Raw genomic sequence first — 25,418 nt, forward strand, 5'->3', positions numbered from 1 at the left:
GACTGAAGCAGCCTGGCGCAAAACTAATTAAGCAAACCCAAATTGTTGAGGAGGAATTACTTAATGCTTAGATCGATGTACTCCGGCGTATCCGGTATGCGCGGGTTTCAAGTTAAGCTTGATGTAATCGGCAACAACATTGCAAACGTGAATACGGTCGGCTTTAAAGGCAGCCGCGTTATGTTCAGCGACATTCTGAGCCAGACGACTGCTGGCGTAACAGGTTCCATTGAAGGTGAACAAGCCGGCGTAAATGCGAAGCAAGTGGGTCTGGGCGTTTCTATCGCTTCAATCGACACTATGCATTCTCCAGGCAGTGCGATGACGACGAATAATCCGACAGACCTTCGTATCGACGGAGACGGATTTTTCGCCGTATCTCCAAGTCCGGACGCTGAGCCTGTATTGTTGACTCGCGCAGGCAACTTTACAATCGATGCCAATCGCCAGCTGGTAACGGCTGACGGCCTGTTCGTCCTTGGCGTTGACGGACCGATCACGATTCCGGAGGAAGTAACATCCTTCTCGATCGGACAAGACGGAACCATTCTTGGCGTATCGCCGGACGGAACGGAAGCTGTTGCACAGCTCGGTATTGTTAAAGTAGTTAACCCAAGCGGTTTGCTTAAAATGGGCAACAACTTGTATCAAGTAACGGCGAACGCCAATCCGGAAGGCGAGTTTGAAATTGTTACGGCTTCCGATGCTGAGCTTGGTACGGGCGACATCATTTCCGGTCAGCTGGAAATGTCCAACGTTGACCTGACAGCAGAATTTACAGAGATGATTGTTGCACAGCGCGGCTTCCAAGCGAACTCGCGGATTATTACGACATCGGATGAAATTTTGCAAGAAGTTGTAAACCTGAAACGCTAATCGCTTAATTAGCTAGATCAATACATGCGGGAGGCTCAAACAGCCTCCCCGGTATGTGAGGGGGACAGCTTATGATAACCGTAACTCGGTTGAATGGCACGAAAGTAATGATTAATGCTCTTCTGATTGAGTTGGTCGAAGAGACGCCTGATACGATTATTTCGTTGACGACAGGCAAAAAAATCATCGTGGCGGAAAGCTCGTCCGAACTTCTGCTGCTCGTACAGAGTTATATTCGCTCGATCGGCGTTCTCGCAGCGACCCAGAAGATCGAACAAACGGAGGGTCCTTAGACATGAAGAAGATGTTGCCTTGGATAGTAACTACATTGCTCGCGATTACACTGATCGCAATCGTATCCATTATTTTATTCAAATCATTTTTCAGTGAAGCTGCTGACGCAGACCCGAACAAAACAATTGAAGTCAAGCACTTATCGGCGACAGAGCGCGTAGAGGTTACCTCTGAGCTCAAAGATTTCAAACGCAACCTGCTTGACACAGATTATGTCGTCGTAATGAACTTTGCTTTCCAGCTGGACAGCAAAAAGACGAAAGAAGATTTCGACAAGCTGCTGGACATTGAGGTGAAGCCAATCATTAACCGCACGATTGCGGATATGACGGCCGATGATCTGAAGGGTTCCAAAGGTGAAGACATGCTGGAATCGAAGCTGCTTAACCTAATTAATCCGATACTGCCGGAAGGGAAAAAGTTGGTTAAAGTCGAAATTACTAACTTTATCATTACGCAGATCTAAAGCTTGAAGCCGACATTCCTTGAAGGGGGTGAGAGAATTGGTTGATGTATTATCGCAAAATGAAATTGACGCGCTGCTAGCGGCGTTATCATCCGGCGAGATGGACGCTGACGAGCTAAAGAAGGAAGAAGTAACAAAGAAAGTCAGAGTATACGATTTCAAGCGCGCCGTTCGTTTCTCGAAGGATCATATTCGAAGCTTGACCCGCATACACGAAAACTTCGCGCGATATTTGACTACCTATTTCTCAGCGCAGCTCCGCACTTTCGTGCAAATAAATGTGGTTCAGGTGGAACAGCTGCCTTACGACGAATTTATTCGTTCCATTCCGAAAATGACGATATTGAACATTTTCGAAGCCGAACCGCTTGAAGGCAGAATGGTGCTGGAGGTTCATCCGAACGTCGCTTATGCGATGCTCGATCGTTTGCTGGGCGGTCAAGGTAACGCGCCTACTAAGATTAATAACTTGACGGAAATCGAGACGATAGTGATGGAGCGTATTTTCGCCCGCACATTCGAAAGTCTTCAAGAAGCGTGGAAAACGATCATCGACATTTCTCCGCGATTAGAGGCGCTCGAGACAAATCCGCAATTTATGCAGATCGTGTCGCCGAATGAAACGATCGCACTAATTTCATTGAGCACCAAGATTGGCGATACGACAGGGATGATAAACCTTTGTATCCCGCACGTCGTAATTGAACCGATAATGCCAAGATTGTCGGCGCATCATTGGTTTGTGTCTCAGAAGAAGGAGCGCATTCCGGAAGAGGTCGAGATGCTCGAGCATCGCGTAAGCAAAGCGAAGCTTCCTATCGTAGCCGAGCTTGGAGAGTCTTCCATTACGATTCAAGAGTTTCTTAGTTTATCGGCAGGCGACGTCATTTCGCTAAGCAAGCCGATAAATGAAGGTTTGCACATTAAAGTAGGCGATAAATTGAAATTTATCGGCAGTCCCGGCTCGGTCAAAGATCGGATAGCCGTTCAAGTGGATCAAGTTGTCAGCGAAGGAGCGGAAGAAGAATATGACGAGTAAAGATTACTTATCGCAGGAAGAGATTGACGCGTTGCTCAATCAATCGACTGGATCGGAAGCAGCGCCTTCGTCCACCGAGGACGTACAGCTGTCGGACTTTCTGTCAACGATAGAGCAGGACGCGCTTGGCGAGATCGGCAATATTACGTTTGGCAGCGCGGCTACCGCATTATCGACGCTGCTGGGCAAGAAAGTCGATATTACGACGCCTCAGGTAACTTTTATTCGCAGAGATCAGCTGGCGGATGAGTTTCCAAAGCCTCATGTTGCAGTTAGCGTTCAATACGTAGACGGCTTTGAAGGCATCAATTCGCTCGTAATTAAGACGAAGGATGCGCAAGTCATTGCGGATCTGATGTTGGGCGGAGAAGGCGATATCACGGCTCAGGAGCTTAACGAAATACATATTAGCGCCGTTCAAGAAGCAATGAACCAGATGATGGGCTCGTCGGCCACGTCGATGTCGACGATCTTTAACCGATTTGTCAACATTTCGCCGCCAGGCATTGATATTTTGGATGTGGATAGCGGCGATGGAATGGGCCAACTGCCGCCGGTCGATATCTTTATCAAAATTTCATTCCGTCTAACAATCGGCGATTTGATCGATTCGACGATTATGCAGCTTCTCCCGGTATCGTTTGCAAAACATATGGTGCAAACGCTGATGGGCGGAGGAATGGAAGAACCTGCGAGCGCTCCGGCACCGGCGCCTGCACCACAACAGAAGCAGCAAGCTGTGCAAGAGCCTGCTTACACGCAGCAGCAAGCTCATATGGAAGCGGCAGCATCGCAGCAAATGTATCAACAGCCGCCAGCTCATTACAGCATGCCGATGCAGCCGCAAGGCCCGCAAACGTACGGAAATCCGGTTAATCGCAACGTTAATGTGCAGCCTGTACAGTTCGCGAATTTTAATCAGGCTCCATTTGTGCAAGCGGATGACACAAATCTGAATTTACTTCTCGACATACCGCTGAAGGTTACCGTAGAATTAGGTAGAACCCAGAAGCAAATTAAGGATATTTTGGAATTGTCCCAAGGATCGATTATCGAGCTGGACAAGCTTGCCGGCGAGCCTGTAGACATTCTTGTGAACAATAAGCTGATCGCCAAAGGCGAAGTTGTCGTAATTGACGAAAACTTTGGCGTTCGCGTAACCGATATCGTCAGCCAATGGGACCGCATTCAAAAATTACAATAACACCTTAGGAGGAAAAGAAGATGGCAAACCGCATTCTAATCGTAGACGACGCAGCATTTATGCGCATGATGATCCGAGATATTTTATCCAAAAATGGGTATGAAGTCGTCGGGGAAGCGCAAGATGGAGCGCAAGCGGTGGAGAAATACAAGGAACTGAAACCAGACCTCATTACGATGGACATTACGATGCCTGAGATGGACGGCATTTCTGCACTGAAAGAAATTAAAAAACTCGACGGAAACGCTAAAGTCATTATGTGCTCCGCAATGGGGCAACAAGCGATGGTTATCGATGCGATTCAAGCCGGCGCTAAAGACTTTATCGTGAAGCCTTTCCAAGCGGATCGCGTTATCGAAGCGATTAAAAAGACGTTGGGCTAACGGTTTCCGGATGCTCAACAAAATTTCAACGATATCCATGCTGTCGGTTTCAGGCTTAGCCGTATGGCCGTCGCTGGCGGCGGCTAGCGATCTTAACGGCGATAGCAGCAAGCCGCCATTCTCGGATTCCGGCAACATGACAGGCAGCATGATTTGGGTCATTATATCTTTATTTTTAGTTATCGGATTAATTGTGATCGTGTTGAAGTGGATGTCCCAGCGCAACCGGGCTTGGGGAACGAGCCGTTCTCTTCGCTCGCTCGGAGGCATTGCTCTGGGGCAGAACAAATCGCTTCAAGTGATCGAGCTTGAAGGCTGCGTCTATATTGTCGGCGTAGGGGAGAATATTACGCTGCTAGACAAAGTAGACAATACCGAGCAGGCGCATTCGATTATCGCCGCCATGGAGCGACAAGCAACGGGCGGTTGGTCGGCGGGTTCGATTACTGAGGTTGTGAAACGTTTCCGCAAACAGCAAAGCGGCTCCGAAAGCGTTACCGGATCCAAGGCCGATTCAACCAACGAGATGTGGAACGGGGCATCGTCTTCCTTTCAGTCGATGCTCAACGACAAGCTGAGCCGTCAAGCAGACCGTAAACAACAGCTGGAAGCGTTGCTTAAAGACGACAAAATTAATGAACGGTTGATGGATGACAATGAAAAATAAATGGTGGATATCAATCGTCGCAGTACAACTGGCTGCTTTTCTGTTCCAAACGCAGGCATTTGCAGAACCGTTGCCTAATGTCGAGATAAACTTTGGCAGCGGTGGCGAGGAACCGAGTTCAAGCGCGTTATCGATTCTGTTGCTTATTACGGTGCTTAGTATCGCGCCAGCCATTCTTGTATTAATGACGAGCTTCACTAGGATTGTCGTCGTGCTCGGCTTCGTGCGAACGTCGCTCGGTACGCAGCAAATGCCGCCGAACCAGGTGCTGATCGGGCTGGCGATGTTTCTCACCTTTTTCATAATGGCTCCGACCTTCTCGCAAGTAAACGAGGTTGCGCTTCAGCCTTATCTGAAAGGTGAAATATCGCAAACCGAGGCGTTTGACAAAGCGGCGGTTCCGATGAAGAAGTTTATGTTCTCGCATACACGAGAAAAAGATTTGCTGCTTTTTATGAACTACACGAAAACGGAAAAGCCGGAAACGTATGAGGAAATTCCGCTGACCGTACTCGTACCCGCCTATGCGATAAGCGAATTGAAAACCGCGTTTCAAATGGGCTTTATGATTTTTATCCCGTTTCTCGTAATCGACATGATCGTCTCGAGCATATTGATGGCGATGGGGATGATGATGCTGCCGCCGGTTATGGTTTCACTGCCGTTCAAGCTTCTATTGTTCGTGCTGGTAGACGGCTGGTATTTGATAGTCAAATCGTTGCTGCTTAGCTTTAGCACATGATTTAAGACGGGGAGGAACTTGCCATGAGTGCTGATTTCATCATCGGTTTGGCGGGAGAAGCCATCTATACGATATTGAAAGCCAGCGCGCCGATGCTCGTTCTCGCTCTAGTCGTCGGATTAATCGTAAGTATTTTTCAAGCGACTACACAGATTCAAGAGCAGACGTTAGCCTTTGTGCCAAAAATTGTTGCGGTATTTGTATCCCTTATCGTATTTGGTCCGTGGGTATTGAATACGATTGTCGATTTCACTTACAATCTGCTGAATAATTTGCATAAATACATCGGATAGGCTGTGAATCGAATAGATGGATGCGATCGTACAGGGTTTTCCTATTTTTTTGCTTATCTTTTGTCGAATAACCTCTTTTTTCGTCGTCGCACCGTTGTTTTCGATGAAAAGCGTGCCGAATTCATTCAAAATCGGACTTGGGTTTTTCATTTCGTTTATCGTTTATCTCACTTACGGAGTGAAGCAAACCGTCGATATTGATGCGGAATACATATTGTTTGTTTTGAGAGAAGTTTTAGTAGGCTTGCTGATAGGCTACCTTGTCTATTTGTTTTTTACTGTCGTGCAGACGGCAGGCGCGTTTATGGATTTGCAAATCGGTTTCGCAATGGCGAACATCGTCGATCCGATGACCGGCGTTTCCTCGCCGCTGCTCGGCAATTTCAAGTACATGCTCATGATTATGATGTTCCTCTTAATGAATGGACATCATTACTTGCTGACAGGTCTAATGGACAGCTATCAATGGATTCCGATTGATAATGATCTGTTTGCCAGACTGATGGATGGCAGCATTACCAATTATTTGTCGCTGGCGCTTGGACACACTTTTTTATTGGCGATGCAAGTTGCCGCTCCGCTGGTTGTATCGATGTTTTTGACGGACGCGGGTTTAGGCTTCTTAGCCAAAACAGCGCCGCAATACAACGTATTCGTCATCGGCATCCCGCTTAAAATGATTATCGGCTTGATTGTCTTGGTCCTGCTAATGCCGGGGATGGCCGGATTGTTCGATAAGCTGTTCGCAATTTTATTCAACAATCTGGAGCAATTGTTCGGCATCATCAAGAGTCCGCCGGGACAATAGGATTTTACAGAGCAAAGGAGGCTGCAGCCGTGCATAAGTTTCGTTTACAGCTCGACTTGCAGCTTTTCAGCCAAGAAAAGACAGAAAAAGCGACACCTAGAAAAACGCAAGAAGCAAGGAAGAAAGGGCAGGTTTCGAAATCGGCAGAGCTGCCGAGCGCATTTATTCTGCTCTTTACGTTTGCCGGGTTTTCCATGTTCGGCATGTTCTACAAACAACGGATCTATCAGATGTTCGGCCATCTGTTCAACGATTGGCTCACGATGGAAATGACCGAGAGCAATATCCGCGTCCTATTCTATGATGTAGCTTTAGATATGCTGATCATACTGGCGCCAGTCTTCGCGATAGCCGTTATCGTCGCAATAGTCGGAAATGTAATGCAGTTTGGCTTCCTCTTCACAGGAGAGCCGCTGAAACTAAAATTCAGCAAATTGAATCCGTTTAATGGCTTCAAACAAATATTTTCGTTGCGTTCCTTGATCGAGTTTGCCAAAAGCATTTCGAAGCTGCTAATTATCGGGTTGCTCGTTTTTCAATCCATTGCTTCGAATTGGAACCGCATATTGTTGCTTTCAAGCTTATCGATCGAGCAAATCTTTTCGTTTACTGCAAGATTGACCGTAGGGCTTGGCATTAAGATCGGCGCAGTGCTGGTTATCGTTGCGTTTGCCGATTATATGTACCAACGTTACGAGCATGCGAAAAGCTTGCGGATGTCAAAGCAAGACATTAAAGATGAATTTAAAAAGTCAGAGGGCGATCCTCTAATAAAAAGCCGAATTCGCGAAAAGCAGCGGAGGATGGCGATGCAGCGCATGATGCAAGAGGTTCCGAAGGCGGACGTCGTCATAACGAACCCGACGCACTTTGCAATTGCCCTTCAGTACGATGCCTCAAAAATGGAAGCGCCGCTCATAATCGCAAAAGGGATGGATCATGTCGCGCTAAAAATTAGAGAGGTCGCAAAGGAGCATGGCGTCATTATGATGGAAAATAAGCCGCTGGCCAGAGCGCTGTACGAACGGGCAGACATCGGAGACTCCATACCAGCAGACCTGTTCCAGGCTGTGGCGGAAGTGCTGGCATACGTATACAAATTGAAAGGCCGAGTAAAATCTTCATAAACTATCATTAGAAAGGGAGGAGGCGCATCATGAAACTAAAAGACCTTGTTATCCTAATCGGGATCATCGGCATCGTGCTCATGATGGTTATCCCTATCCCTACCTTATTGCTGGATATTTTATTGATCTTAAATATCTCGATTGCATTAACGATTTTGCTTATTGCAATGAATACGAAGGAAGCGCTTGATTTTTCAATCTTCCCTGCGATTTTGCTCGTAACCACTCTATTCAGGCTAGCGCTAAACGTATCGACAACGAGAAACATTTTGGCGCATGCTCATGCAGGCGAAGTGGTTAAAACGTTCGGCGAATGGGTAGGCGGGGGAGAAATAGCGATAGGCTTTATCGTGTTCCTGATTCTCGTCGTTGTCCAGTTTATCGTAATTACGAAAGGCTCGGAACGCGTAGCCGAGGTTGCGGCGAGATTTACGCTCGACGCGATGCCGGGCAAGCAAATGAGTATCGACGCCGATTTGAACGCAGGTCTTATTAACGAGCAGCAAGCTCGCGAACGCCGTTCGAAAATCGAGCGTGAGGCCGATTTCTACGGTGCAATGGACGGTGCGAGCAAATTCGTAAAGGGCGACGCGATCGCTTCTATCATTATTTTGCTGATCAACTTGATCGGCGGCTTTGTAATCGGTATGGCAATACATAAGTATCCATTTAGTGAAGCTCTTTCAACCTATTCGATATTGACGATCGGCGACGGTCTGGTTAGTCAGATTCCGGCGTTGCTTATTTCTACGGCTGCAGGCTTGATCGTAACGAGAGCGGCATCTGACGGCAACCTCGCCGATGATGTCACATCTCAACTGTTCAAATATCCGAAGCTGCTATATATCGTGGCAGGAACAATCGCAGCGCTTGGTCTCTTTACTCCAATCGGAGTTATGCGGACATGGCCGTTCGCTATACTGCTTGGTGTCGGAGGATGGCTGATGCAAAAGTCGATTTCCCAAAAACAGCAGCAACAAGAGATGCTCGTCGAAGAACAGCAAATCGAAGAGGTGCGCAGTCCGGAGAGCGTTATCGGCTTGTTGCAGGTTGATCCAATCGAATTCGAATTCGGCTACGGACTTATCCCCCTCGCGGATACAGGGCAAGGCGGAGACTTGCTTGACCGGATCATTATGATTCGCCGGCAATGCGCGCTTGAGCTCGGTCTTGTCGTACCGGTTATCAGAATTCGCGACAACATACAGCTGAAGCCAAATGAGTACGTTATTAAAATTAAAGGCAATACAGTCGCCAAGGGCGAGCTGCTGCTTAATCACTACTTAGCGATGAGTCCGGGCTTTGAGGACGATTCGGTTATCGGCATTGAAACGACGGAGCCGGCTTTTGGGCTTCCAGCGATTTGGATTGATGAGCAAATGAAAGAACGCGCCGAGCTTTCCGGCTACACGGTAGTCGATCCGCCTTCGGTAGTTGCTACGCATTTGACAGAAATTATTAAACGCCATGCGCATGAATTGATTGGACGCCAAGAGACGAAGTCGCTTGTTGAAAATGTCAAGGAAACGTATCCGGCGCTTATCGACGAGCTTATTCCTTCCATTCTATCGATTGGCGAGATTCAAAAAGTGCTTGGTAAACTTCTCCGCGAGAAAGTGTCGATTCGAGATCTGGTTACGATATTTGAATCTTTAGCCGATCAGGCGCAGTACACAAAGGATCCTGACATTTTGACGGAATACGTAAGACAAGCGTTGTCCAGACAAATTACGCAGCAATTCTCCGCTTCCGGAGACACGCTGCGAGTCATTACGGTTGGTCCGGGGCTGGAGAAGAAGATTGCCGAGTCGGTGCAGCAATCCGATCAAGGAAGCTACATTGCGCTTGATCCGGTTGCTACCCAGCAAATCTATCAAAAGCTGAGCGAACAGGTATCCCGCCAGATCCAATCCGGTTATCAGCCGATCGTCTTGACTTCGCCGACAATCCGCATGTACTTGCGTCAAATTGTAGAACGCACGATGCAGGATATTCCGGTACTCTCTTATAGCGAGCTGGAGCCAAATATTGAAGTTCAAAGCGTCGGGGTGGTGAATCTATGAGGGTAAAACGGTATGTAGTTAACGATTTGCCTGAAGCGCTCCCGATGATCCGAAGCGAGCTTGGAAAAGACGCCGTTATATTGAATACGAAAGAAATTCGCGTCGGCGGTTTTATGGGAATGTTTCGGAAGAAGAAGATGGAGGTTATCGCTGCGATTGAATCTGGAGCGGCGGCCAGCAAGCCGCAAGCTCAAAGCCGGCAGGCTGCAGATTTCAACGCGGTGATGACTGCCATTAATGAGACGGTGCAGCAGCGTACCAACGCTGCTGCTGCAGCCGTTCAACCGAGCATTGAAAGCAGGGGAGACGGATTTCCAGGCGCGGCATATGCTGCTGCCGGAGGAGCGGCCAGCAAATTACCGCAGCAGCCTCAAGCTCCGAATGTGTCGACAGCAGTTATGGAACGGCCGGATAGTTCAGCCGCATTGTCTCGCATTAACGACGAACTGCTGGACGAGATCCGCGTCATTAAGCAATCGCTTCTCCAGCTATCGGTCAATCGGCCGAATCAAGATTTGCCGATTGCGATGCGCAAGCTATACGAACGATTGGTAGATCAGGAAGTAGATGCCGATCTTATCCGCCGATTGCTGGATAGTACGGAGGAAACGCTGCGATCGCAAGCTTTGCCATATTCAACAGAGACCGTTTGGGAAATCGCCCGGCAAACGCTGCTGGAGTGGTTGCAGCCTCTATCGGGCGAACGAATTCGCGAGGATGCTAGAATCGTTCATTTTGTCGGTCCTACAGGCGTAGGCAAGACAACGACGATTGCAAAGCTTGCAGCCGAACAAACGATAAAGCGCGGCCGCAAAGTCGGATTCATTACATCCGACACCTATCGAATCGCTGCGGTCGATCAACTGAGAACGTATGCGAACATTTTGAATGTGCCAATTGAAGTTGTATTTTCGCCGATGGATTTGATGAAAGCTTTCAATCAGCTTGAAGACCGCGAGCTCATTTATATGGATACAGCGGGACGAAATTTCCGTAATGAGCTTCATGTTTCTGAAGTTAACAGCTTGCTGCAAACGAATGAAACGAGTGAAACGGTACTCGTGCTCAGTTTGACAGGCAAGACGAGAGACATGATGGCAGTTGCCGACAACTTCGCAAAATATGGAGTGACGAAAGCTCTGTTTACGAAGCTTGACGAGACGTCGGTGTTTGGCGCGATTCTCAATCTGGCACTTAACTATCAATTAATACCGACCTTCGTCGCAAGAGGGCAAACAGTGCCGGATGATATTGAACCTTTCAACGCAGAAACCTACGTCAATGATCTGTTGGGGGAAGCGGCCGATGAATGATCAAGCGGAGGCGCTTCGCAACTTGGTGAAGCAGAAAAACAGCATGGAGCGCAACCGCATGACGCGCATTGTTACGGTTACGAGCGGTAAAGGCGGCGTTGGCAAATCGAACTTCAGCCTGAACTTCGCACTTGCGCTTCGCCGGCTCGGAAAAAAGGTGCTCGTCTTTGATGCCGATATCGGCATGGCCAACATTGACGTGTTAATGGGGATCAGCTCCTCAAGCCATCTCTATCATTTGTTCAAGCAGGATAAAACGATTTGGGATATCGTTCAGGAAGGTCCAAGCGGCCTTCAATTTATTGCCGGAGGTTCCGGCTTCAAGGATTTGCTGGAGCTGTCGGAGAGCGAAATGAGATGGTTTTCAGAGCAAATCGGCAAGCTGGACGGCATGTATGACGTTATTTTGTTCGATACGGGCGCGGGACTCTCTAAAGAGACGGTACTGTTCATAGAAGCTGCGCGCGAAACGATAATCGTTACGACGCCGGAGCCGACTTCCATAACTGACGCTTATGCGCTCATTAAAATGGTAAAAGCGAAAGGCGTAGATCCGAGTTTCCGGCTCATCGTCAATCGCGCTTCCGACAGGAAGGAAGGCAAGCAAACGGCGGATAAGATCAGCATGGCGGCAGAACGTTTTCTAAATACGCAATTGCCGACATTAGGCATCATCCCCGATGATCCGTCCGTGTCGAAAGCGGTCAAGCGTCAAGTCCCGTTTACGATTGCTTTCCCCGGATCGGAAGCCGCTCGCGCCATCGACGATATCGCCAGACGCTTTATCGAGGACGAGAAGCCGTCTGAAGAGGTTGTCCATGAAGGGATCAAAGGATTTTTACATAAAATGTTCAGGCTATCCAGATAGTCCTTTGAAAATGAGGAGGTAAGAAGATGGCTCCTTATCGCATTCTCGTAGTAGATGATTCGCCGTTCATGCGTAAGATTTTTACAGACCTTATCGTGAAGGACCCGCAGTTTACGATCGTTGGTACGGCCGCAAACGGTGTCGAGGCGATAGAAGCTGTAAGCCGTTTGAAGCCGGACGCGGTAACGCTGGATTTGGAAATGCCCGAAATGAACGGGATTGATGCGCTTCAAACGATTATGAAGCAGCATCCGACACCGGTCATAATGCTCTCCGGCATTAGCGAGGAGAACACAAGGGAGACGATCAAAGCGCTTCAATATGGAGCTTTTGATTTTATCCGCAAGCCTTCGGGGCCATTCTCGAACGATATCGTGCAGGTTGGCGAGCTTTTGTTGGAAAAGCTTAAAATCGCTGTTCTCATGAAGCGAAATGTAGCGGGTTTGAAGAATGACGCTTCGGCAATCGAGAAGAGCAAAAAATTTGGGGATCCGGTGCCATCGGAAAAAAAATCGACGCTGCCCGAACGAAAAGCGCAAGCGCCGACAAAGCCGATTGAGAAAAAACAAGCGCTCCGAGACATTGCCGCCCCTTCACATACAGAAAGGCCGATCAAAGCGCCTCAGCCAGAGAAAGCGAAAGTGAAGCCGGTTTATTCCGAGTCCAAACTGCCGAGTACCGATTCGTTCCGCCATATTGTAGCGATTGGAACTTCAACCGGCGGACCGAGAGCGCTTCATGAGGTGATTTCTTCACTGCCTGCCGATCTTTCGGCACCCGTGCTAGTTGTCCAGCATATGCCGCCGAAGTTTACGAAATCGCTGGCTCAGCGGCTGGACGCATTCAGCTCGGTACATGTTGTTGAAGCGGCCGATGGCGAGAAGCTGCATGCCGGGGTCGTCTATATCGCGCCAGGCGGTTATCACATGGAACTGGCCAAGGATGCTGCCGGCTATTGCATTAAGCTGACGCAGCAGCCGCCTCGCAACGGCCATCGGCCGTCAGTCGATGTCCTTTTCGAATCGCTTGTCCCGTATACGGGGTTAAAACGGCATGCGGTCGTCATGACGGGCATGGGCAGCGACGGCGCGAAGGGAATCAAGGCGCTGGTAGAAAGCGGCGCCGCAACGGCGATAGCCGAAGCGGAAGAAACATGTGTTGTATACGGCATGCCTCGAAGCGCTATCGATATCGGTGCGGTAAAGACCATATTGCCGCTGCCGCAAATATCGAACGCGATTGCGCAAGCCGTTATAAAATCGACGTAATCGAGCTATAAAGCCCTTACAGGAGGTGCACCACAATGGATATGAATGCTTATCTGTCGATGTTTATCGATGAGTCCAACGATCACCTGCAATCCTTGAACGAAAATCTGCTGCGTCTGGAAGGCGAGCCGGAAGATTTGACGATCGTCCAATCGATATTCCGTTCCGCTCATACGTTGAAAGGCATGTCCGCGACGATGGGATTTGAGGATCTTGCCTCTTTGACGCATGAGATGGAAAACGTGCTTGATCTGGTACGCAACAGCAAACTGAAGATGGACAGTTTTATTTTTGACACCTTGTTTAAAGGTTTGGACGCGCTTGAAGCAATGGTACAAGATATTGTTGGCGGCGGAACGGGCAAAGCGGACGTTACCGCGATCGTCGCGTCGCTGCAGGCGATCGTGAAAGGCGATTACAAGACGACTGCTTCTGCCGCCTCGGCTTCTGCCGCTTCGGCTCCGGCCGCTTCCGGCAACGCATCGGGACCAACGCCGGGTTCGGCGGTATTGGACGAGTTCCAAACATCGGTTATGCTGCAATCGATCGAGAGCGGCCATTCGGCTTTTCACATTGCAGTAAGCATTAATGACGATTGTGTCCTCAAGGCAGCTCGCGCATATATGGTGTTTGATTTGCTGGAGCGAACCGGGGAAATTATTAAATCCGACCCGACGGTGCAAGATTTGGAGCAGGAAAAGTTTGACCGCTCCTTCGTAGTGTTCACAATCTCCAAGCTTTCGCAAGAAGAACTGCACAAACAAATAACAGCGATTTCTGAAATCGAATCGGCTGACATCACGATTCTCGACGAAGAATCTTTGCAAATGTTCAATGCCAAGTCTGCCGCTTCAACAGCACCGGCACCGGCACAAACGGAGGCTAAGCCGGAGCAAGCGCCGGCAGCCAAACAGGAAGCGGTCAGCCAAGTGGCGGCTGCGCGAACTCAATCTGCTGCTGCAAATGCTCCGGCTGCTGTATCTCGTACGATTCGCGTTGATATTGACAGATTGGATTCGCTAATGAATTTGTTCAGCGAATTGCTAATCGACCGCGTAAGGCTCGAACAGCTGTCCAGTGAAATTAAGCGCAATGAATTGACGGAAACGGTAGAACATATGGCACGGGTAAGCTCCGATTTGCAAAATATTGTGCTTAAGCTGCGGATGGTCCCGGTAGATACCGTGTTCAACCGCTTCCCGCGAATGATCAGAGACTTGGCGAAATCGCTCGACAAAAAAATCGAGCTCATTATTACCGGTGCAGATACCGAGCTTGACCGGACCGTAATTGATGAAATCGGCGATCCGCTTGTTCACTTGCTTCGCAACTCTGTTGACCACGGGATCGAAACGGTCGAAGCCCGCCTTGCTGCCGGCAAGCCGGAAGTCGGTACGATTCATCTGAGAGCGTACCACAGCGGCAACCACGTCTATATCGAGGTCGAGGAAGACGGAAGCGGCATTAACCAGCAGAAAGTGCTGCAAATTGCGATCAAGAACGGTGTCGTAACCGAAGAGGCGGCAAAGAAGCTGACGAGCGACGAGATCCATATGTTGATCTTCGCAGCGGGCTTCAGCACCGCGGACAAAATTTCCGATATTTCGGGTCGCGGAGTCGGACTTGACGTCGTTCGCTCCAAGATTACCTCGCTTGGAGGCAATGTTACCGTTGATTCGGCGTTAGGCAAAGGCACAAAGTTTTCCGTGCAGCTGCCGCTGACGCTTTCGATTATTTCTGCGATGCTGATCAAGCTAGGCTCGGAGAAATACGCGATTCCGCTTTCCTCGATTGTTGAAACGGCGATTATCAAACGCGAGCAAATTTTGAACGTTCATGGCAATCAGATGATTGAGTTCCGCAATTCCGTCATCCCGCTCGTGTCGTTAAGCCGTGTGCTGGAGGCGCCGGATTTCAACGAGAAAGATGAAGTTGAAACGGAAATCGTCGTCATTCGCAAAGGCGATAAGCTGGCTGCCGTAACCGTAGACGAATTTATTGGACAAAGCGAAATTGTTCTTAAGACACTTGGCAAGTATTTGACAAATATCGAAGCCATATCGGGCGCAACGATTCTGGGCGATGGACAAGTCGCTTTGATCATCGATCCGAATGCACTTATTAAATAAGGGAGGGTTTCACGATGGGAGAAGAATTGAAAGTCATAGTGTTTGGCCTTGCGCATGAAGAGTACGGCATCGAGGTAGATAAAGTGCGGACAATCGAACGGCTGTCGCCAATCACTCGTGTCCCGAAAACGCCAAGCTTCATTAAAGGCGTTATCAATTTGCGCGGCGTAGTCGTTCCTGTTATCGATCTGCGCGGCAGATTTGGCCTTGGCGAAACAGAACCTACTGAAAACTCGCGAATTATCGTCGTGGCGACTGGCGAGCTTGAAGTCGGATTTATTGTAGATGCGGCGAATGATGTTATCGATATCGACACGGATTCGATCGATTCGCCTCCTGAAATCGTCGGCGGCATCAAGGCGAAATATTTGCGCGGTATTGCGAAGCTAGGCTCGAACCGTTTGCTTATTATGCTCAATCTGTCCGAGGTGCTGAACAAGAACGAAATTATTCAACTGGAACAGCTCGAGGTTTAAGGTGAATATATTTAGCCGGTTTGAAGCGTTTGAGTTGGATGTTTTGAAGGAAGTAGGCAATATCGGTGCAGGCAATGCCGCAACCGCCTTATCGAGACTGCTCGATAAGCCGGTTGACATGGCCGTTCCTAAAGTGAGCTTGCTTCCGTTTGAAGAAGTAGCCGAACGTGTCGGCGGCGCTGAGCAAGTCGTAATTGCCGTTTTTCTTCGAGTAGAGGGAGAAGCTCCAGGCAATATGTTCTTCATCATCCAAGAAGAGTCGGCCAGATCGCTGCTTCGCCAGCTGTTGTCTATGCCAGTTGAGCAGCAAGAAGGCTATACCGAGATGGAGCTGTCCGCGCTGTGCGAAATCGGCAATATTTTGGCTGGATCGTACTTATCTTCGCTTGCGGATTTCACGCATTTGTCTATGGCGCCATCGGTGCCGTCGGTTGCATTGGACATGGCCGGAGCGATTCTTAGCTACGGCCTGGTCCAGTATGGTGAAATGGGCGATTCCGCTTTGCTCATCGAAACGACTTTTTTGGAGGATCGCCAAGAATTAGAAGGACATTTCTTCCTTATACCAGACCCGGAATCGTTCGATAAAATCTTTAAAGCATTGGGAGTACTTGCCGAATGATGCAGCAGCCTTTGATCAAAGTCGGAATGGCGGATTTGAATATTGCGACGGAGGGTGCGATTATTCGTACAACGGGCCTGGGCTCTTGCGTCGGTTTAACGCTATATGATCCCATTGCTAAAATCGCGGGAATGGCTCATGTGATGCTTCCCTCATCATCCATAGCCCGCGAGTCGGCTTTCAATGCGGCCAAATATGCGGACACCGCTATTCCGCTTTTGATCGAGCAAATGGAGGCGGCTGGCGCCGTCATGAAAAGAGCTATTGCGAAGATGGCGGGCGGAGCGCAAATGTTTGCCTTCAGCGGACAATCCGATTCTATGCGAATCGGTCCGCGAAATGTAGAATCCTGTTTGGAAATGCTGGCGCGAAATTCGATCCCGGTCAAAGCGCAAGACGTCGGCGGCAACTACGGTCGAACGATCGAGATCGACAGCAGCAATGGAATTTTGACGATTAGAAGCGTACAGCTTGGAACAAAGGAGATTTGATTAATGATCGGTACATGGCGATGGAATGTTGGTATGGGGCTTGCTGGATCGGTGTTAACGCTGCTTTTCTCGATCGGTAAAAATCCGCTGGATGTCATGCTTATACGCAGCGTTTATGCGTTCATCGCCTTCGCCGTACTTGCATTTATATTGCGGGCCGCGTTTGCGTTCATATTGCGACCTCCGGCGATTGAAGCCGTTCCGGAAGGTGCGGAAACGGCCGGCGAGAAGGGCAGCACGCTGGATTTGATCACACCGGACGAAAGTGAAGACATTAACAACCTGCTTAAAACCCAATTGGAAGAAGGCGCTCGGCCTGTTAAACAGCAAACGGAAGTTGACGCGAAACCGGTTGAGGATGCCGAAAGCTCATTCCGTCCGCTTAACCCGCCGCAGCTGGTAACGGCGCCTACCAAAGATCCCGAGCAATTGGCACAGGCAATACGTCACCTGACAGGAGGTTGAGGCGATGATTGCGTCAGTAAACATCCAGATGTGGCAAGCATGGAAAGATGATGGAGACATTGAAGCGAAAAAGCTTCTAATCGAGCAATATTTGCCGTTAGTTGATTATGTTACAAACCGCATGGCGATTGGATTGCCTAAAAACGTACTGAGAGACGACCTGGCCAGCAACGGCGTAATGGGGCTTATCGATGCGATTGAAAAGTTCGACTACAGCCGCGGACTGCAGTTTGAAACCTATGCATCCTGGCGTATTCGCGGATCGATTATTGACGGGCTTCGCCAAGGCGATTGGGTGCCGAGATCGATTCGGGAGAAGGCGAAGAAGGTTGAGGATGCCTATCAAAAGCTGGAGCAGCAATATTTGCGTTCAGTGTCCGATGCAGAAATAAGCGAATATTTGGAAATGAGCGAAAAGGAGTTTACGACGATGCTGCACGAAATCGCCATTACGACTGTTTGTTCATTAGAAGATCCGATTCGCGAGGAAGAATCAGAAACACGGCTTAGCCTTCTTGTTGATGAAAGAGCCAAAAATCCGGACCATAAGGTACATGAGTTTTTTTTGAAGGAATCTTTAATCAGCGGCATTGAAAAGCTCACTGAAAAAGAGCGTACAGTCGTCTCTCTCTTTTATTATGAAGAGCTGTCTTTGAGTGAAATCGCCGAAGTGATGTCGCTGTCACCGTCACGAATTTCCCAGCTTCATTCGAAGGCGATACTAAGGCTTCGTGGAGCTTTGTCTAGGCATAAAGAACAATTAATGCAGCATTAGTAAGGAGGAGCACGGTGGACGACCAGTTATTAGACTCGTACCTTCGCATACAGATTGCAGCGGATAAACAGTCTGCTTTTCTGACGTTCAGCAAAATTACCGACGAGTTTGACAGCAGCGCTGAACAGCTGGAACGTTTTGTTAGAAGCAAAGGGATTACATACGGAATTCGCAAAGAGCTGCTTGCGGAAATTTGCAACAACGTGCTCGCTTACTGCAAGGAGCAAACAGTTATTGCAGTCGGACAATCGCCATCGGAAGGAAAAGACGGTTACATTCGGCTTATTTACGATCTTTCTGAACGTGAGCAGCGTCCAGCACAGCTGGAAGACGGCACTGTTGACTTTAAAGAAGTTAATCAGCTGAAAAACGTCAAGCGCGGCCAAATTATTGCCGAACGGATCGAAGCCCAATACGGCACAACGGGAATGACGGTTACAGGCGAGGAAGTGCCAGCCAAGCTTGGAAAACAGGCGCGTTTTAAAATCGGCAAAAATGTAGTTGTAAGCGGTGATGATTCGGCCATGTACGCTACGATTGACGGTCTTATTACGATGACTGACAAAGATAAAATCAATGTATTCCCGGTTTACGAGGTTAACGGAGATGTGGACTATAAAACCGGCAATATCGATTTTGTCGGCACTGTCGTTATCCGCGGCAACGTGTTGAGCGGGTTCCGAATCAAGGCGGCAGGCGATATACGAATTATCGGCGGCGTCGAAGGCGCCGAACTTGAGTCCGAAGGCTCAATTGAAATTGTTGGCGGCATTATGGCCGGCAATAAAGGCCATGTGAAAGCCCAGAAAAATGTTAAAAGCTCCTTTATTCAAGACGGAAATGTAATTGCCGGAGAAGACGTGCTTGTCTCTCAAAGCATTATGCATTCGAATGTTCGCGCAGGCCGCAGCGTTATTTGTTCCGGCGCCAAAGGACTAATTGTCGGCGGCGTCATCCAAGCAGCCGATCTCGTATTCGCTCGCGTAATCGGCAATACGATGTCAACAGCAACTACGGTTGAAGTGGGCGTTCGGCCGGAATTCCGGGCAGAACTGATGGAGCTCCGCAGTAAGCTGAAGCAAAACAACGAAAGTTTGGATAAAACGGAAAAAGCGCTTACGATTCTTGATCAGCTGGCCGCTGCCGGTCAATTGACGGAAGATAAAATGGCTTTGCGCATTAAGCTTGGAGCAACGAAACGATTGGCCGTTGGCGAGAATGAAGGGCTTAGAGAACGTATATTAGAAATCGAGAAGACGCTTGAGGATACGGATCGGGCTAAGGTTGATGTTAGCCATACCATTTATGGCGGCATTAAAATTGTGGTCGGACGGTACACGCGTTATCTTAAGGATCCAGTTCAACGCGTTTCGTTCCGTTATTCCGAAGGGGATATTGTCCAATTACCGTTTTTCTCGTAATCGGAATTGAGCTAATGATAGAGGGAGGAGGGAGCAGCTATGCCCTTTAAACCGATTGATTTGCAGCTTTCGATACCGCGTACCCCGGAACTGAGCAGTCATCAAGGACAACAAAACGTGCGCCCCATCGTAGAGCAAACGCGGCTTGAAGAAGTTCAAATCAAGCAAACGGAACTCGCGCGGGGCAAAAACGCGGATGTCGAGCACACAACCGGCTTGAATATTCGCCAGGATCAAGACAGCCAAAATGGCGGCGACGGCCAGAAGCGCAAGCGGCAGCCTGATCAGCATAACGTTTCGGATGAAGAGAAGCCGCCTGCTCATCCTTACAAAGGCCATCATGTAGATATTTCATTATAGAGGTTGTTCAAAAAGTCCACTTTTGATCACGAAGCTATTCATGAAGTAGATTCGTCACAGCTTCGTAAGCATTTCTTATGTGCTGAAAGCCGGACTTTTTAAACACGAACTTAATGTACAGGAATCAATCATTTAGGCAGGTGCAGCAAATGGATACGTGGACATATGTTGTATTGGTCGGCGCTGCGGTATTGGTGTTGGCGCTGTTTGCGCCAAAGCCGAAGGCGGTTCAAACCGCAGCAAGCCAGACCACGAACAATATGGAAATTGCTCTTGAGCAATTTATGGAAAATACGGAGCAGGACCATCAGGAGCTCGTAAAACTCGTGACCCAGTTTCGTGAACAAACGCAATCGCAGTCCGATTTGAAAGAAAATCGAATCGTTCAGCTTGAGAGCAGAATTCAAACGCTCGAGCAAGCTTTGCAGGAGACGCGGCAAGGGATGCAGCAGCAATGGGCTGATGCACAGCTTGCAGCGTCTTTGGCAGTTTTGCCGGTACAATCGGGTGAGACAGCGCCGCCGCAGATTAATGCGGAGATGATAGAGCCTGCCGCTTCCGATGCGCAGGCTGCATCGATTCATTCGCGGTATGCTGAACTGTTGGAGCTGTACAGCCAAGGCAAATCAATTGAAGCGATTGCCAAGAAACTTGCGATGAATAAAGGCGAGGTGCAGCTTATATTGCAACTGGCGAAGCAGGAGGAGAGCGTCCGTGCTTAAAAACCGAAATTTTTTGACCGGACTTGGCATCGGCATTATCGTTGGCGCGCTTCTGCTTCAGCTGATGCTCATAGGCGAGCAAAGCCAGCGAGAGCTCGGAGCTGGATTGAATGGGGCGGACGAGAAGCTTTATTCGCAAGCAGAGCTTGATGCAGCTATAGAGGCCGAAAGAATGGACGCACAGTCGCGCCAATCGGCCGAGACAGCGACGGAGAGCGATGCTAAGAAAACAGAAGCGCCTTCAAATACGCCAGCGGCGACCGAAACGCCGAAGCCTTCTGCAACGAGCGGCAATACAGAGAAGACCAAGCAGGAGACTCCTGTGGAACGCAAGGTGCGCATTGTCGGCGGCATGAATTTGACATCTACGGCGAAACTTCTGTTTGAAGAGGGCATTATTACGGATCAATCCGAGTTTATAGCAAAAATGAAACGGTCCAAGAAGCAGGTGCGCGCCGGCCATTTTTTATTTAAAGGACAGCCCGCGCTTGATGAGGTCATGAAAGTTATTACAAGCCAGCCGTTAACAAAAGAGGAAGTAGAAGCGTTGAAAAAACGAGGCATTGAATAAATCGCACAGTCCGTCAAAGCGAATAGATTTTCAAAGTTTGTTGCACCGGGCATACAGATATGATATAGTAATTGACGGTGTTAAAAACACACGCCGATTAATTCCGTTATTGGTGCTTCCGGTCGCCGGAAGTTTTAACGGAAGATGATATCGGCGGCGGAGAACACACAAAAACCACTATTAGGAGGTGTTGAAGAATGGCGGTTATTTCCATGAAACAGCTTCTCGAAGCTGGGGTACACTTCGGTCACCAAACTCGTCGTTGGAACCCTAAGATGGATCGTTATATCTTCACCGAAAGAAACGGAATTTACATCATCGACTTGCAAAAAACAGTGAAAAAAGTTGAGGAAGCTTACAACTTTGTTCGCTCGATCGCTGCTGAAGGCGGCACTATGCTGTTCGTCGGCACGAAAAAACAAGCTCAAGATTCGGTTAAAGAAGAAGCAGAACGTTGCGGCAACTTCTACATCAACCAACGTTGGCTCGGCGGCACGCTGACTAACTTCCAAACGATTCAAAAGCGTATCGATCGTCTTCGCACGCTGGAGAAATGGGCAGAGGACGGAACTTTCGAAGTTCTTCCTAAAAAAGAAGTTATCATCCTTAACAAAGAAAAAGACCGTCTGGAAAAATTCCTCGGCGGCATCAAAGGCATGAAAGGTTTGCCAAGCGCTTTGTTCATCATCGATCCTCGTAAAGAGCGTATCGCTGTTGCAGAAGCTCGCAAACTGGGTATCCCAATCGTAGGTATCGTTGATACGAACTGCGATCCAGACGAAATCGACTATGTCATTCCTGGTAATGACGACGCGATTCGCGCAGTTAAATTGCTTACGTCCAAAATGGCTGACGCAATTGTGGAAGCAAACCAAGGCGAGCAAACTACTGCTTAATAAGCTTGTTAGCTGCAAAGGGTGGTCAGACGGTGAAAGCCTCTCACCGCCCTTTTTTTGACTATATCGGAGCAAACTGTGTCACTTTGCTATACCGGATGTCAATAATAATACAAACGCAAAATATCAGGAGGGCTAATAATATGGCAGTTAGTGCTAGCGCAGTAAAAGAACTTCGTGAAAGAACAGGAGCAGGAATGCTCGATTGCAAAAAAGCTTTGGACGAAACAAACGGCGATATCCAGAAAGCAATTGATTTGCTTCGCGAGAAAGGTCTTTCCGCAGCGGCTAACAAAGCTGGCCGCGTTGCTACTGAAGGCGTAGTTGAATCGTACATTCACGCTGGCGGCCGTATCGGCGTTATCGTTGAAATTAACTGCGAAACGGACTTTGTTGCTAAAACAGATCAATTCCGCGCATTCGCTAAAGATATCGCAATGCACATCGCGGCTGTCAACCCTAAATTTGTTCGTCGCGAAGAAGTTCCTGCTGACGAGCTCGAGAAAGAACGCGAAATCCTTCGCGCTCAAGCGCTGAACGAAGGCAAGCCTGAGAAAATCGTTGAAAAAATGGTTGAAGGCCGCATTTCGAAATACTACGAAGAGTATTGCTTGCTTGAGCAATCTTTCGTAAAAGATCCAGACAAAACAATCTCCGCATTGCTGAACGAGAAAGTAAGCGCAATCGGCGAAAACATTTCGATCCGTCGCTTTGTTCGTTATGAACTGGGCGAAGGCTTGGAGAAAAAAGTGGATAACTTCGTTGAAGAAGTTATGGCTCAAGCGAAACTGTAATCCGAACGCACAGGCGGGGCGGGGCGTCCGCCCCGCCTTTTTTTACCACATCGGAAAGTATAAGTTTTCTGCGCTGGAAAACTTATACTTTCCGATTGGGGATAAAAATCGCCGTTAAAAATAAACAGTCACATAATTGTGGTTCATGATGGAGGTAGAAACGTTGGGACAGCCAGTGTTTAAACGAATTGTATTGAAGGTTAGCGGAGAGTCGCTTTCCGGGAATAATGGCTACGGCATTGAAGCCTCTGTAATTTCAGAAATAGCCGAGCAAGTTAAGGAAGTTATTGCTCTTGGCGTTGAAGTTGCAATCGTCGTTGGCGGCGGCAACATTTGGCGCGGTATCGCGGGTACTGAAAAAGGTATCGATCGTGCAACGGCCGACTATATGGGGATGCTTGCGACAGTGATGAACTCGCTCGCGCTGCAAGATGCATTGGAACAAATCGAAGTGCCGACGCGCGTGCAAACGTCGATCGCGATGCAACAAATCGCCGAGCCGTACATTCGCCGCCGGGCTATTCGCCACTTGGAAAAAGGACGCGTTGTTATTTTCGCAGCAGGAACAGGCAATCCGTTCTTCTCGACAGATACAACTGCGGCGCTGCGTGCAGCCGAAATCGAAGCCGAAGTTATTCTGATGGCGAAAAACAAAGTGGACGGCGTATATTCGGCCGATCCGTTCAAAGACGCAACTGCTGAAAAATTCGAAGAGCTTACTTATATGGACGTTATTAGCCGCAATCTTGGCGTTATGGATTCTACGGCGTCGTCGCTTTGCATGGATAACAATATTCCGCTCGTCGTTTTCGCGATTACGGAAAAAGGAAACATTAAGAAAGTCGTGCTCGGTGAGAAAATTGGAACTATCGTGAGAGGAAGTGCGAAATAATGCCGCAAGCTGTGAAGAAAAACGCAGAAGAACGGATGGAGAAAGCTATTGGCGCTTTGAAGCGCGACTTGGCAACATTGCGCGCAGGACGCGCAACTCCAGCTTTGCTAGACCGCGTTCAAGTTGAATATTACGGCGCGCTGACGCCTGTAACGCAATTGGCTAACGTAAACACGCCGGACTCCCGCACGCTGTTCATTCAGCCTTGGGATAAATCGTCCATTGCAGCAATCGAGAAAGCGATTATGAAGTCGGATCTCGGTTTGACGCCTTCGAACGACGGAGCGTCGATTCGTATTACTATTCCGCCGCTCACTGAAGAGCGCCGCGCAGAGCTTGTGAAAATGACGAAGAAATTTGGCGAAGAAGCTAAGGTGGCGATTCGCAACATTCGCCGCGACGCGAATGACGACATTAAAAAGATGGAGAAAACGACGATCTCGGAAGACGAGTCGCGCCGCCATCAGGACGACATTCAAAAAGCGACTGACCGTTTTATTGTTGAAGTCGATAAAGTGCTTGTCGCTAAAGAAAAAGAGATCATGGAAGTTTAATTCACTTCCGTTTCTGCTTGAGGCAGGGTTTGGATTTCCGGGTGGGAGGAACGTAGATGATCAGTCGGCTTTGGACCAAATTAGGCAAATCGTCCCCACAAAAGGCTGAAATGCCTCAGCTAGATAAAGTGCCTGATCATGTTGCCATCATTATGGATGGCAACGGACGCTGGGCCAAAGATCGCGGATTGCCGCGCATTGCGGGTCATCATACCGGTATGAAGGCAATCAATCGCGTCGTTAGGGCAGCTGATAAGCTTGGCGTGAAATATTTGACGCTGTACGCTTTTTCGACAGAAAATTGGAAACGTCCGAAGGATGAAGTCGATTTTCTGATGAGGCTTCCTCAGCAGTTTCTTGAGATTGAACTGGAGGAGCTCATTCAGAAAAACGTCAAGGTTCGAATGATGGGCAACAAAACGGATTTGCCTTCCTATACGATTGATGCGGTCGAGCAAGCGATGGAGAAAACGAAGGACAATACAGGCCTTGTGCTTAATTTTGCCCTCAATTACGGCAGCCGTAAAGAAATGATCGATGCGATCAAGGAAATTGCGGGAGAGGTAAAGGACGGACATCTCTCGCTGGAGCAAATCGATGAGCAATTGATGGGAGGAAAACTGCTTAGCAGCGATCTTCCTGACCCTGATCTGCTTATTCGAACGAGCGGCGAATTACGGCTAAGCAATTTCATGCTTTGGCAGCTTGCTTACAGCGAGTTGTGGTTTACGGACATATACTGGCCAGAGTTCACCGAGATTCATTTTCAAGAAGCGGTGCTGCAATATCAACGCCGTAAACGGCGGTTTGGCGGCTTGTAAGCTTCCTTAACGGAGAGT

General features: G+C 48.7%; 30 protein-coding genes. All 30 read left to right on the top strand.

Features of this window, described 5'->3' with window-relative positions; translation table 11 throughout:
* Positions 1-63: 63 nt before the first annotated feature.
* The 30 genes from flgF (at position 64) to GOM71_RS10675 (ending at position 25,400) form a co-directional block, all read left to right on the top strand.
* Entirely contained in the window at positions 64-876 is an 813-nt protein-coding gene (gene flgF / locus GOM71_RS10530) for a flagellar basal-body rod protein FlgF (protein WP_156280723.1), read from the top strand.
* A 71-nt stretch (positions 877-947) separates the two neighbouring features.
* Positions 948-1,169 carry a flagellar FlbD family protein gene (locus GOM71_RS10535; RefSeq protein WP_156280725.1) on the top strand — a complete coding sequence of 74 codons (222 nt, stop codon included), beginning with the start codon at positions 948-950 and terminating at the stop codon, positions 1,167-1,169.
* Positions 1,170-1,171: 2 nt separating this feature from the next.
* The gene (locus tag GOM71_RS10540; RefSeq protein ID WP_156280727.1) at positions 1,172-1,636 is read left to right on the top strand and encodes a flagellar basal body-associated FliL family protein; all 465 of its coding nucleotides are present in this window, start codon (positions 1,172-1,174) and stop codon (positions 1,634-1,636) included.
* 37 nt (positions 1,637-1,673) lie between these two features.
* Positions 1,674-2,675, top strand: a complete 1,002-nt coding sequence (fliM, locus tag GOM71_RS10545; RefSeq protein ID WP_156280729.1) for a flagellar motor switch protein FliM — start codon at positions 1,674-1,676, stop codon at positions 2,673-2,675.
* Complete coding sequence (fliY, locus tag GOM71_RS10550) at positions 2,665-3,879, top strand: flagellar motor switch phosphatase FliY (protein WP_156280731.1); 1,215 nt, start codon at positions 2,665-2,667, stop codon at positions 3,877-3,879. Before fliM ends, fliY begins: the two co-directional genes overlap by 11 nt.
* Positions 3,880-3,899: 20 nt before the next feature.
* Positions 3,900-4,262: a response regulator gene (locus tag GOM71_RS10555; RefSeq protein WP_156280733.1), complete on the top strand. Its 363-nt coding sequence runs from the start codon at positions 3,900-3,902 to the stop codon at positions 4,260-4,262.
* A 10-nt stretch (positions 4,263-4,272) separates the two neighbouring features.
* The gene (locus GOM71_RS10560) at positions 4,273-4,929 is read left to right on the top strand and encodes a flagellar biosynthetic protein FliO (RefSeq protein ID WP_156280738.1); all 657 of its coding nucleotides are present in this window, start codon (positions 4,273-4,275) and stop codon (positions 4,927-4,929) included.
* Entirely contained in the window at positions 4,919-5,671 is a 753-nt protein-coding gene (gene fliP / locus GOM71_RS10565; protein WP_156280740.1) for a flagellar type III secretion system pore protein FliP, read from the top strand. Before GOM71_RS10560 ends, fliP begins: the two co-directional genes overlap by 11 nt.
* A 23-nt stretch (positions 5,672-5,694) precedes the next feature.
* Positions 5,695-5,964 carry a flagellar biosynthesis protein FliQ gene (fliQ, locus tag GOM71_RS10570; RefSeq protein WP_156280742.1) on the top strand — a complete coding sequence of 90 codons (270 nt, stop codon included), beginning with the start codon at positions 5,695-5,697 and terminating at the stop codon, positions 5,962-5,964.
* A 16-nt stretch (positions 5,965-5,980) separates the two neighbouring features.
* A complete protein-coding gene (gene fliR / locus GOM71_RS10575) occupies positions 5,981-6,772 on the top strand; it encodes a flagellar biosynthetic protein FliR (protein ID WP_156280744.1) in 792 nt (263 codons plus the stop codon).
* A gap of 29 nt (positions 6,773-6,801) precedes the next feature.
* Positions 6,802-7,899 carry a flagellar biosynthesis protein FlhB gene (gene flhB / locus GOM71_RS10580; protein WP_367649548.1) on the top strand — a complete coding sequence of 366 codons (1,098 nt, stop codon included), beginning with the start codon at positions 6,802-6,804 and terminating at the stop codon, positions 7,897-7,899.
* 29 nt (positions 7,900-7,928) lie between these two features.
* Positions 7,929-9,962: a flagellar biosynthesis protein FlhA gene (gene flhA, locus GOM71_RS10585; protein ID WP_156280746.1), complete on the top strand. Its 2,034-nt coding sequence runs from the start codon at positions 7,929-7,931 to the stop codon at positions 9,960-9,962.
* Complete coding sequence (flhF, locus tag GOM71_RS10590) at positions 9,959-11,275, top strand: flagellar biosynthesis GTPase FlhF (protein WP_156280748.1); 1,317 nt, start codon at positions 9,959-9,961, stop codon at positions 11,273-11,275. Before flhA ends, flhF begins: the two co-directional genes overlap by 4 nt.
* Positions 11,268-12,143, top strand: a complete 876-nt coding sequence (locus GOM71_RS10595; protein WP_156280754.1) for a MinD/ParA family protein — start codon at positions 11,268-11,270, stop codon at positions 12,141-12,143. The genes flhF and GOM71_RS10595 overlap by 8 nt, the downstream gene beginning before the upstream one ends.
* Before the next feature lie 26 nt (positions 12,144-12,169).
* Entirely contained in the window at positions 12,170-13,411 is a 1,242-nt protein-coding gene (locus tag GOM71_RS10600) for a protein-glutamate methylesterase/protein-glutamine glutaminase (protein ID WP_156280756.1), read from the top strand.
* Positions 13,412-13,446: 35 nt separating this feature from the next.
* On the top strand, positions 13,447-15,540 hold the full coding sequence (locus tag GOM71_RS10605) for a chemotaxis protein CheA (RefSeq protein WP_156280759.1): 2,094 nt from the start codon (positions 13,447-13,449) through the stop codon (positions 15,538-15,540).
* 14 nt (positions 15,541-15,554) lie between these two features.
* On the top strand, positions 15,555-16,016 hold the full coding sequence (locus tag GOM71_RS10610) for a chemotaxis protein CheW (protein ID WP_156280761.1): 462 nt from the start codon (positions 15,555-15,557) through the stop codon (positions 16,014-16,016).
* A 1-nt stretch (position 16,017) separates the two neighbouring features.
* Entirely contained in the window at positions 16,018-16,638 is a 621-nt protein-coding gene (locus GOM71_RS10615; RefSeq protein ID WP_367649549.1) for a chemotaxis protein CheC, read from the top strand.
* A complete protein-coding gene (locus tag GOM71_RS10620; protein ID WP_156280763.1) occupies positions 16,635-17,129 on the top strand; it encodes a chemotaxis protein CheD in 495 nt (164 codons plus the stop codon). The genes GOM71_RS10615 and GOM71_RS10620 overlap by 4 nt, the downstream gene beginning before the upstream one ends.
* A 3-nt stretch (positions 17,130-17,132) precedes the next feature.
* The gene (locus GOM71_RS10625) at positions 17,133-17,594 is read left to right on the top strand and encodes a hypothetical protein (RefSeq protein ID WP_156280767.1); all 462 of its coding nucleotides are present in this window, start codon (positions 17,133-17,135) and stop codon (positions 17,592-17,594) included.
* A gap of 4 nt (positions 17,595-17,598) precedes the next feature.
* Complete coding sequence (locus GOM71_RS10630; protein WP_156280769.1) at positions 17,599-18,369, top strand: FliA/WhiG family RNA polymerase sigma factor; 771 nt, start codon at positions 17,599-17,601, stop codon at positions 18,367-18,369.
* Between the two features lie 14 nt (positions 18,370-18,383).
* Positions 18,384-19,790 (top strand): flagellar assembly protein A, encoded by a 1,407-nt coding sequence (locus tag GOM71_RS10635; protein ID WP_367649550.1) that lies wholly within the window; start codon positions 18,384-18,386, stop codon positions 19,788-19,790.
* Positions 19,791-19,829: 39 nt separating this feature from the next.
* Positions 19,830-20,150, top strand: a complete 321-nt coding sequence (locus tag GOM71_RS10640) for a hypothetical protein (protein WP_156280771.1) — start codon at positions 19,830-19,832, stop codon at positions 20,148-20,150.
* A 149-nt stretch (positions 20,151-20,299) separates the two neighbouring features.
* Positions 20,300-20,872, top strand: coding sequence for a DUF6115 domain-containing protein (locus tag GOM71_RS10645; protein WP_156280775.1), 573 nt, complete (start codon positions 20,300-20,302; stop codon positions 20,870-20,872).
* On the top strand, positions 20,865-21,443 hold the full coding sequence (locus GOM71_RS10650) for a hypothetical protein (RefSeq protein WP_156280778.1): 579 nt from the start codon (positions 20,865-20,867) through the stop codon (positions 21,441-21,443). Before GOM71_RS10645 ends, GOM71_RS10650 begins: the two co-directional genes overlap by 8 nt.
* A gap of 197 nt (positions 21,444-21,640) precedes the next feature.
* A complete protein-coding gene (gene rpsB, locus GOM71_RS10655) occupies positions 21,641-22,339 on the top strand; it encodes a 30S ribosomal protein S2 (protein ID WP_156280780.1) in 699 nt (232 codons plus the stop codon).
* Positions 22,340-22,482: 143 nt separating this feature from the next.
* A complete protein-coding gene (gene tsf, locus GOM71_RS10660) occupies positions 22,483-23,133 on the top strand; it encodes a translation elongation factor Ts (protein ID WP_156280784.1) in 651 nt (216 codons plus the stop codon).
* A 163-nt stretch (positions 23,134-23,296) separates the two neighbouring features.
* Complete coding sequence (gene pyrH, locus GOM71_RS10665; protein WP_156280787.1) at positions 23,297-24,025, top strand: UMP kinase; 729 nt, start codon at positions 23,297-23,299, stop codon at positions 24,023-24,025.
* Positions 24,025-24,579 carry a ribosome recycling factor gene (gene frr / locus GOM71_RS10670; protein ID WP_156280793.1) on the top strand — a complete coding sequence of 185 codons (555 nt, stop codon included), beginning with the start codon at positions 24,025-24,027 and terminating at the stop codon, positions 24,577-24,579. Before pyrH ends, frr begins: the two co-directional genes overlap by 1 nt.
* A gap of 56 nt (positions 24,580-24,635) precedes the next feature.
* A complete protein-coding gene (locus GOM71_RS10675) occupies positions 24,636-25,400 on the top strand; it encodes an undecaprenyl pyrophosphate synthase (RefSeq protein ID WP_156280795.1) in 765 nt (254 codons plus the stop codon).
* The last annotated feature ends 18 nt before the right edge of the window (positions 25,401-25,418 follow it).

This window comes from Paenibacillus sp. NEAU-GSW1 (genome assembly GCF_009737085.1).
Lineage (GTDB): Bacteria > Bacillota > Bacilli > Paenibacillales > Paenibacillaceae > Pristimantibacillus.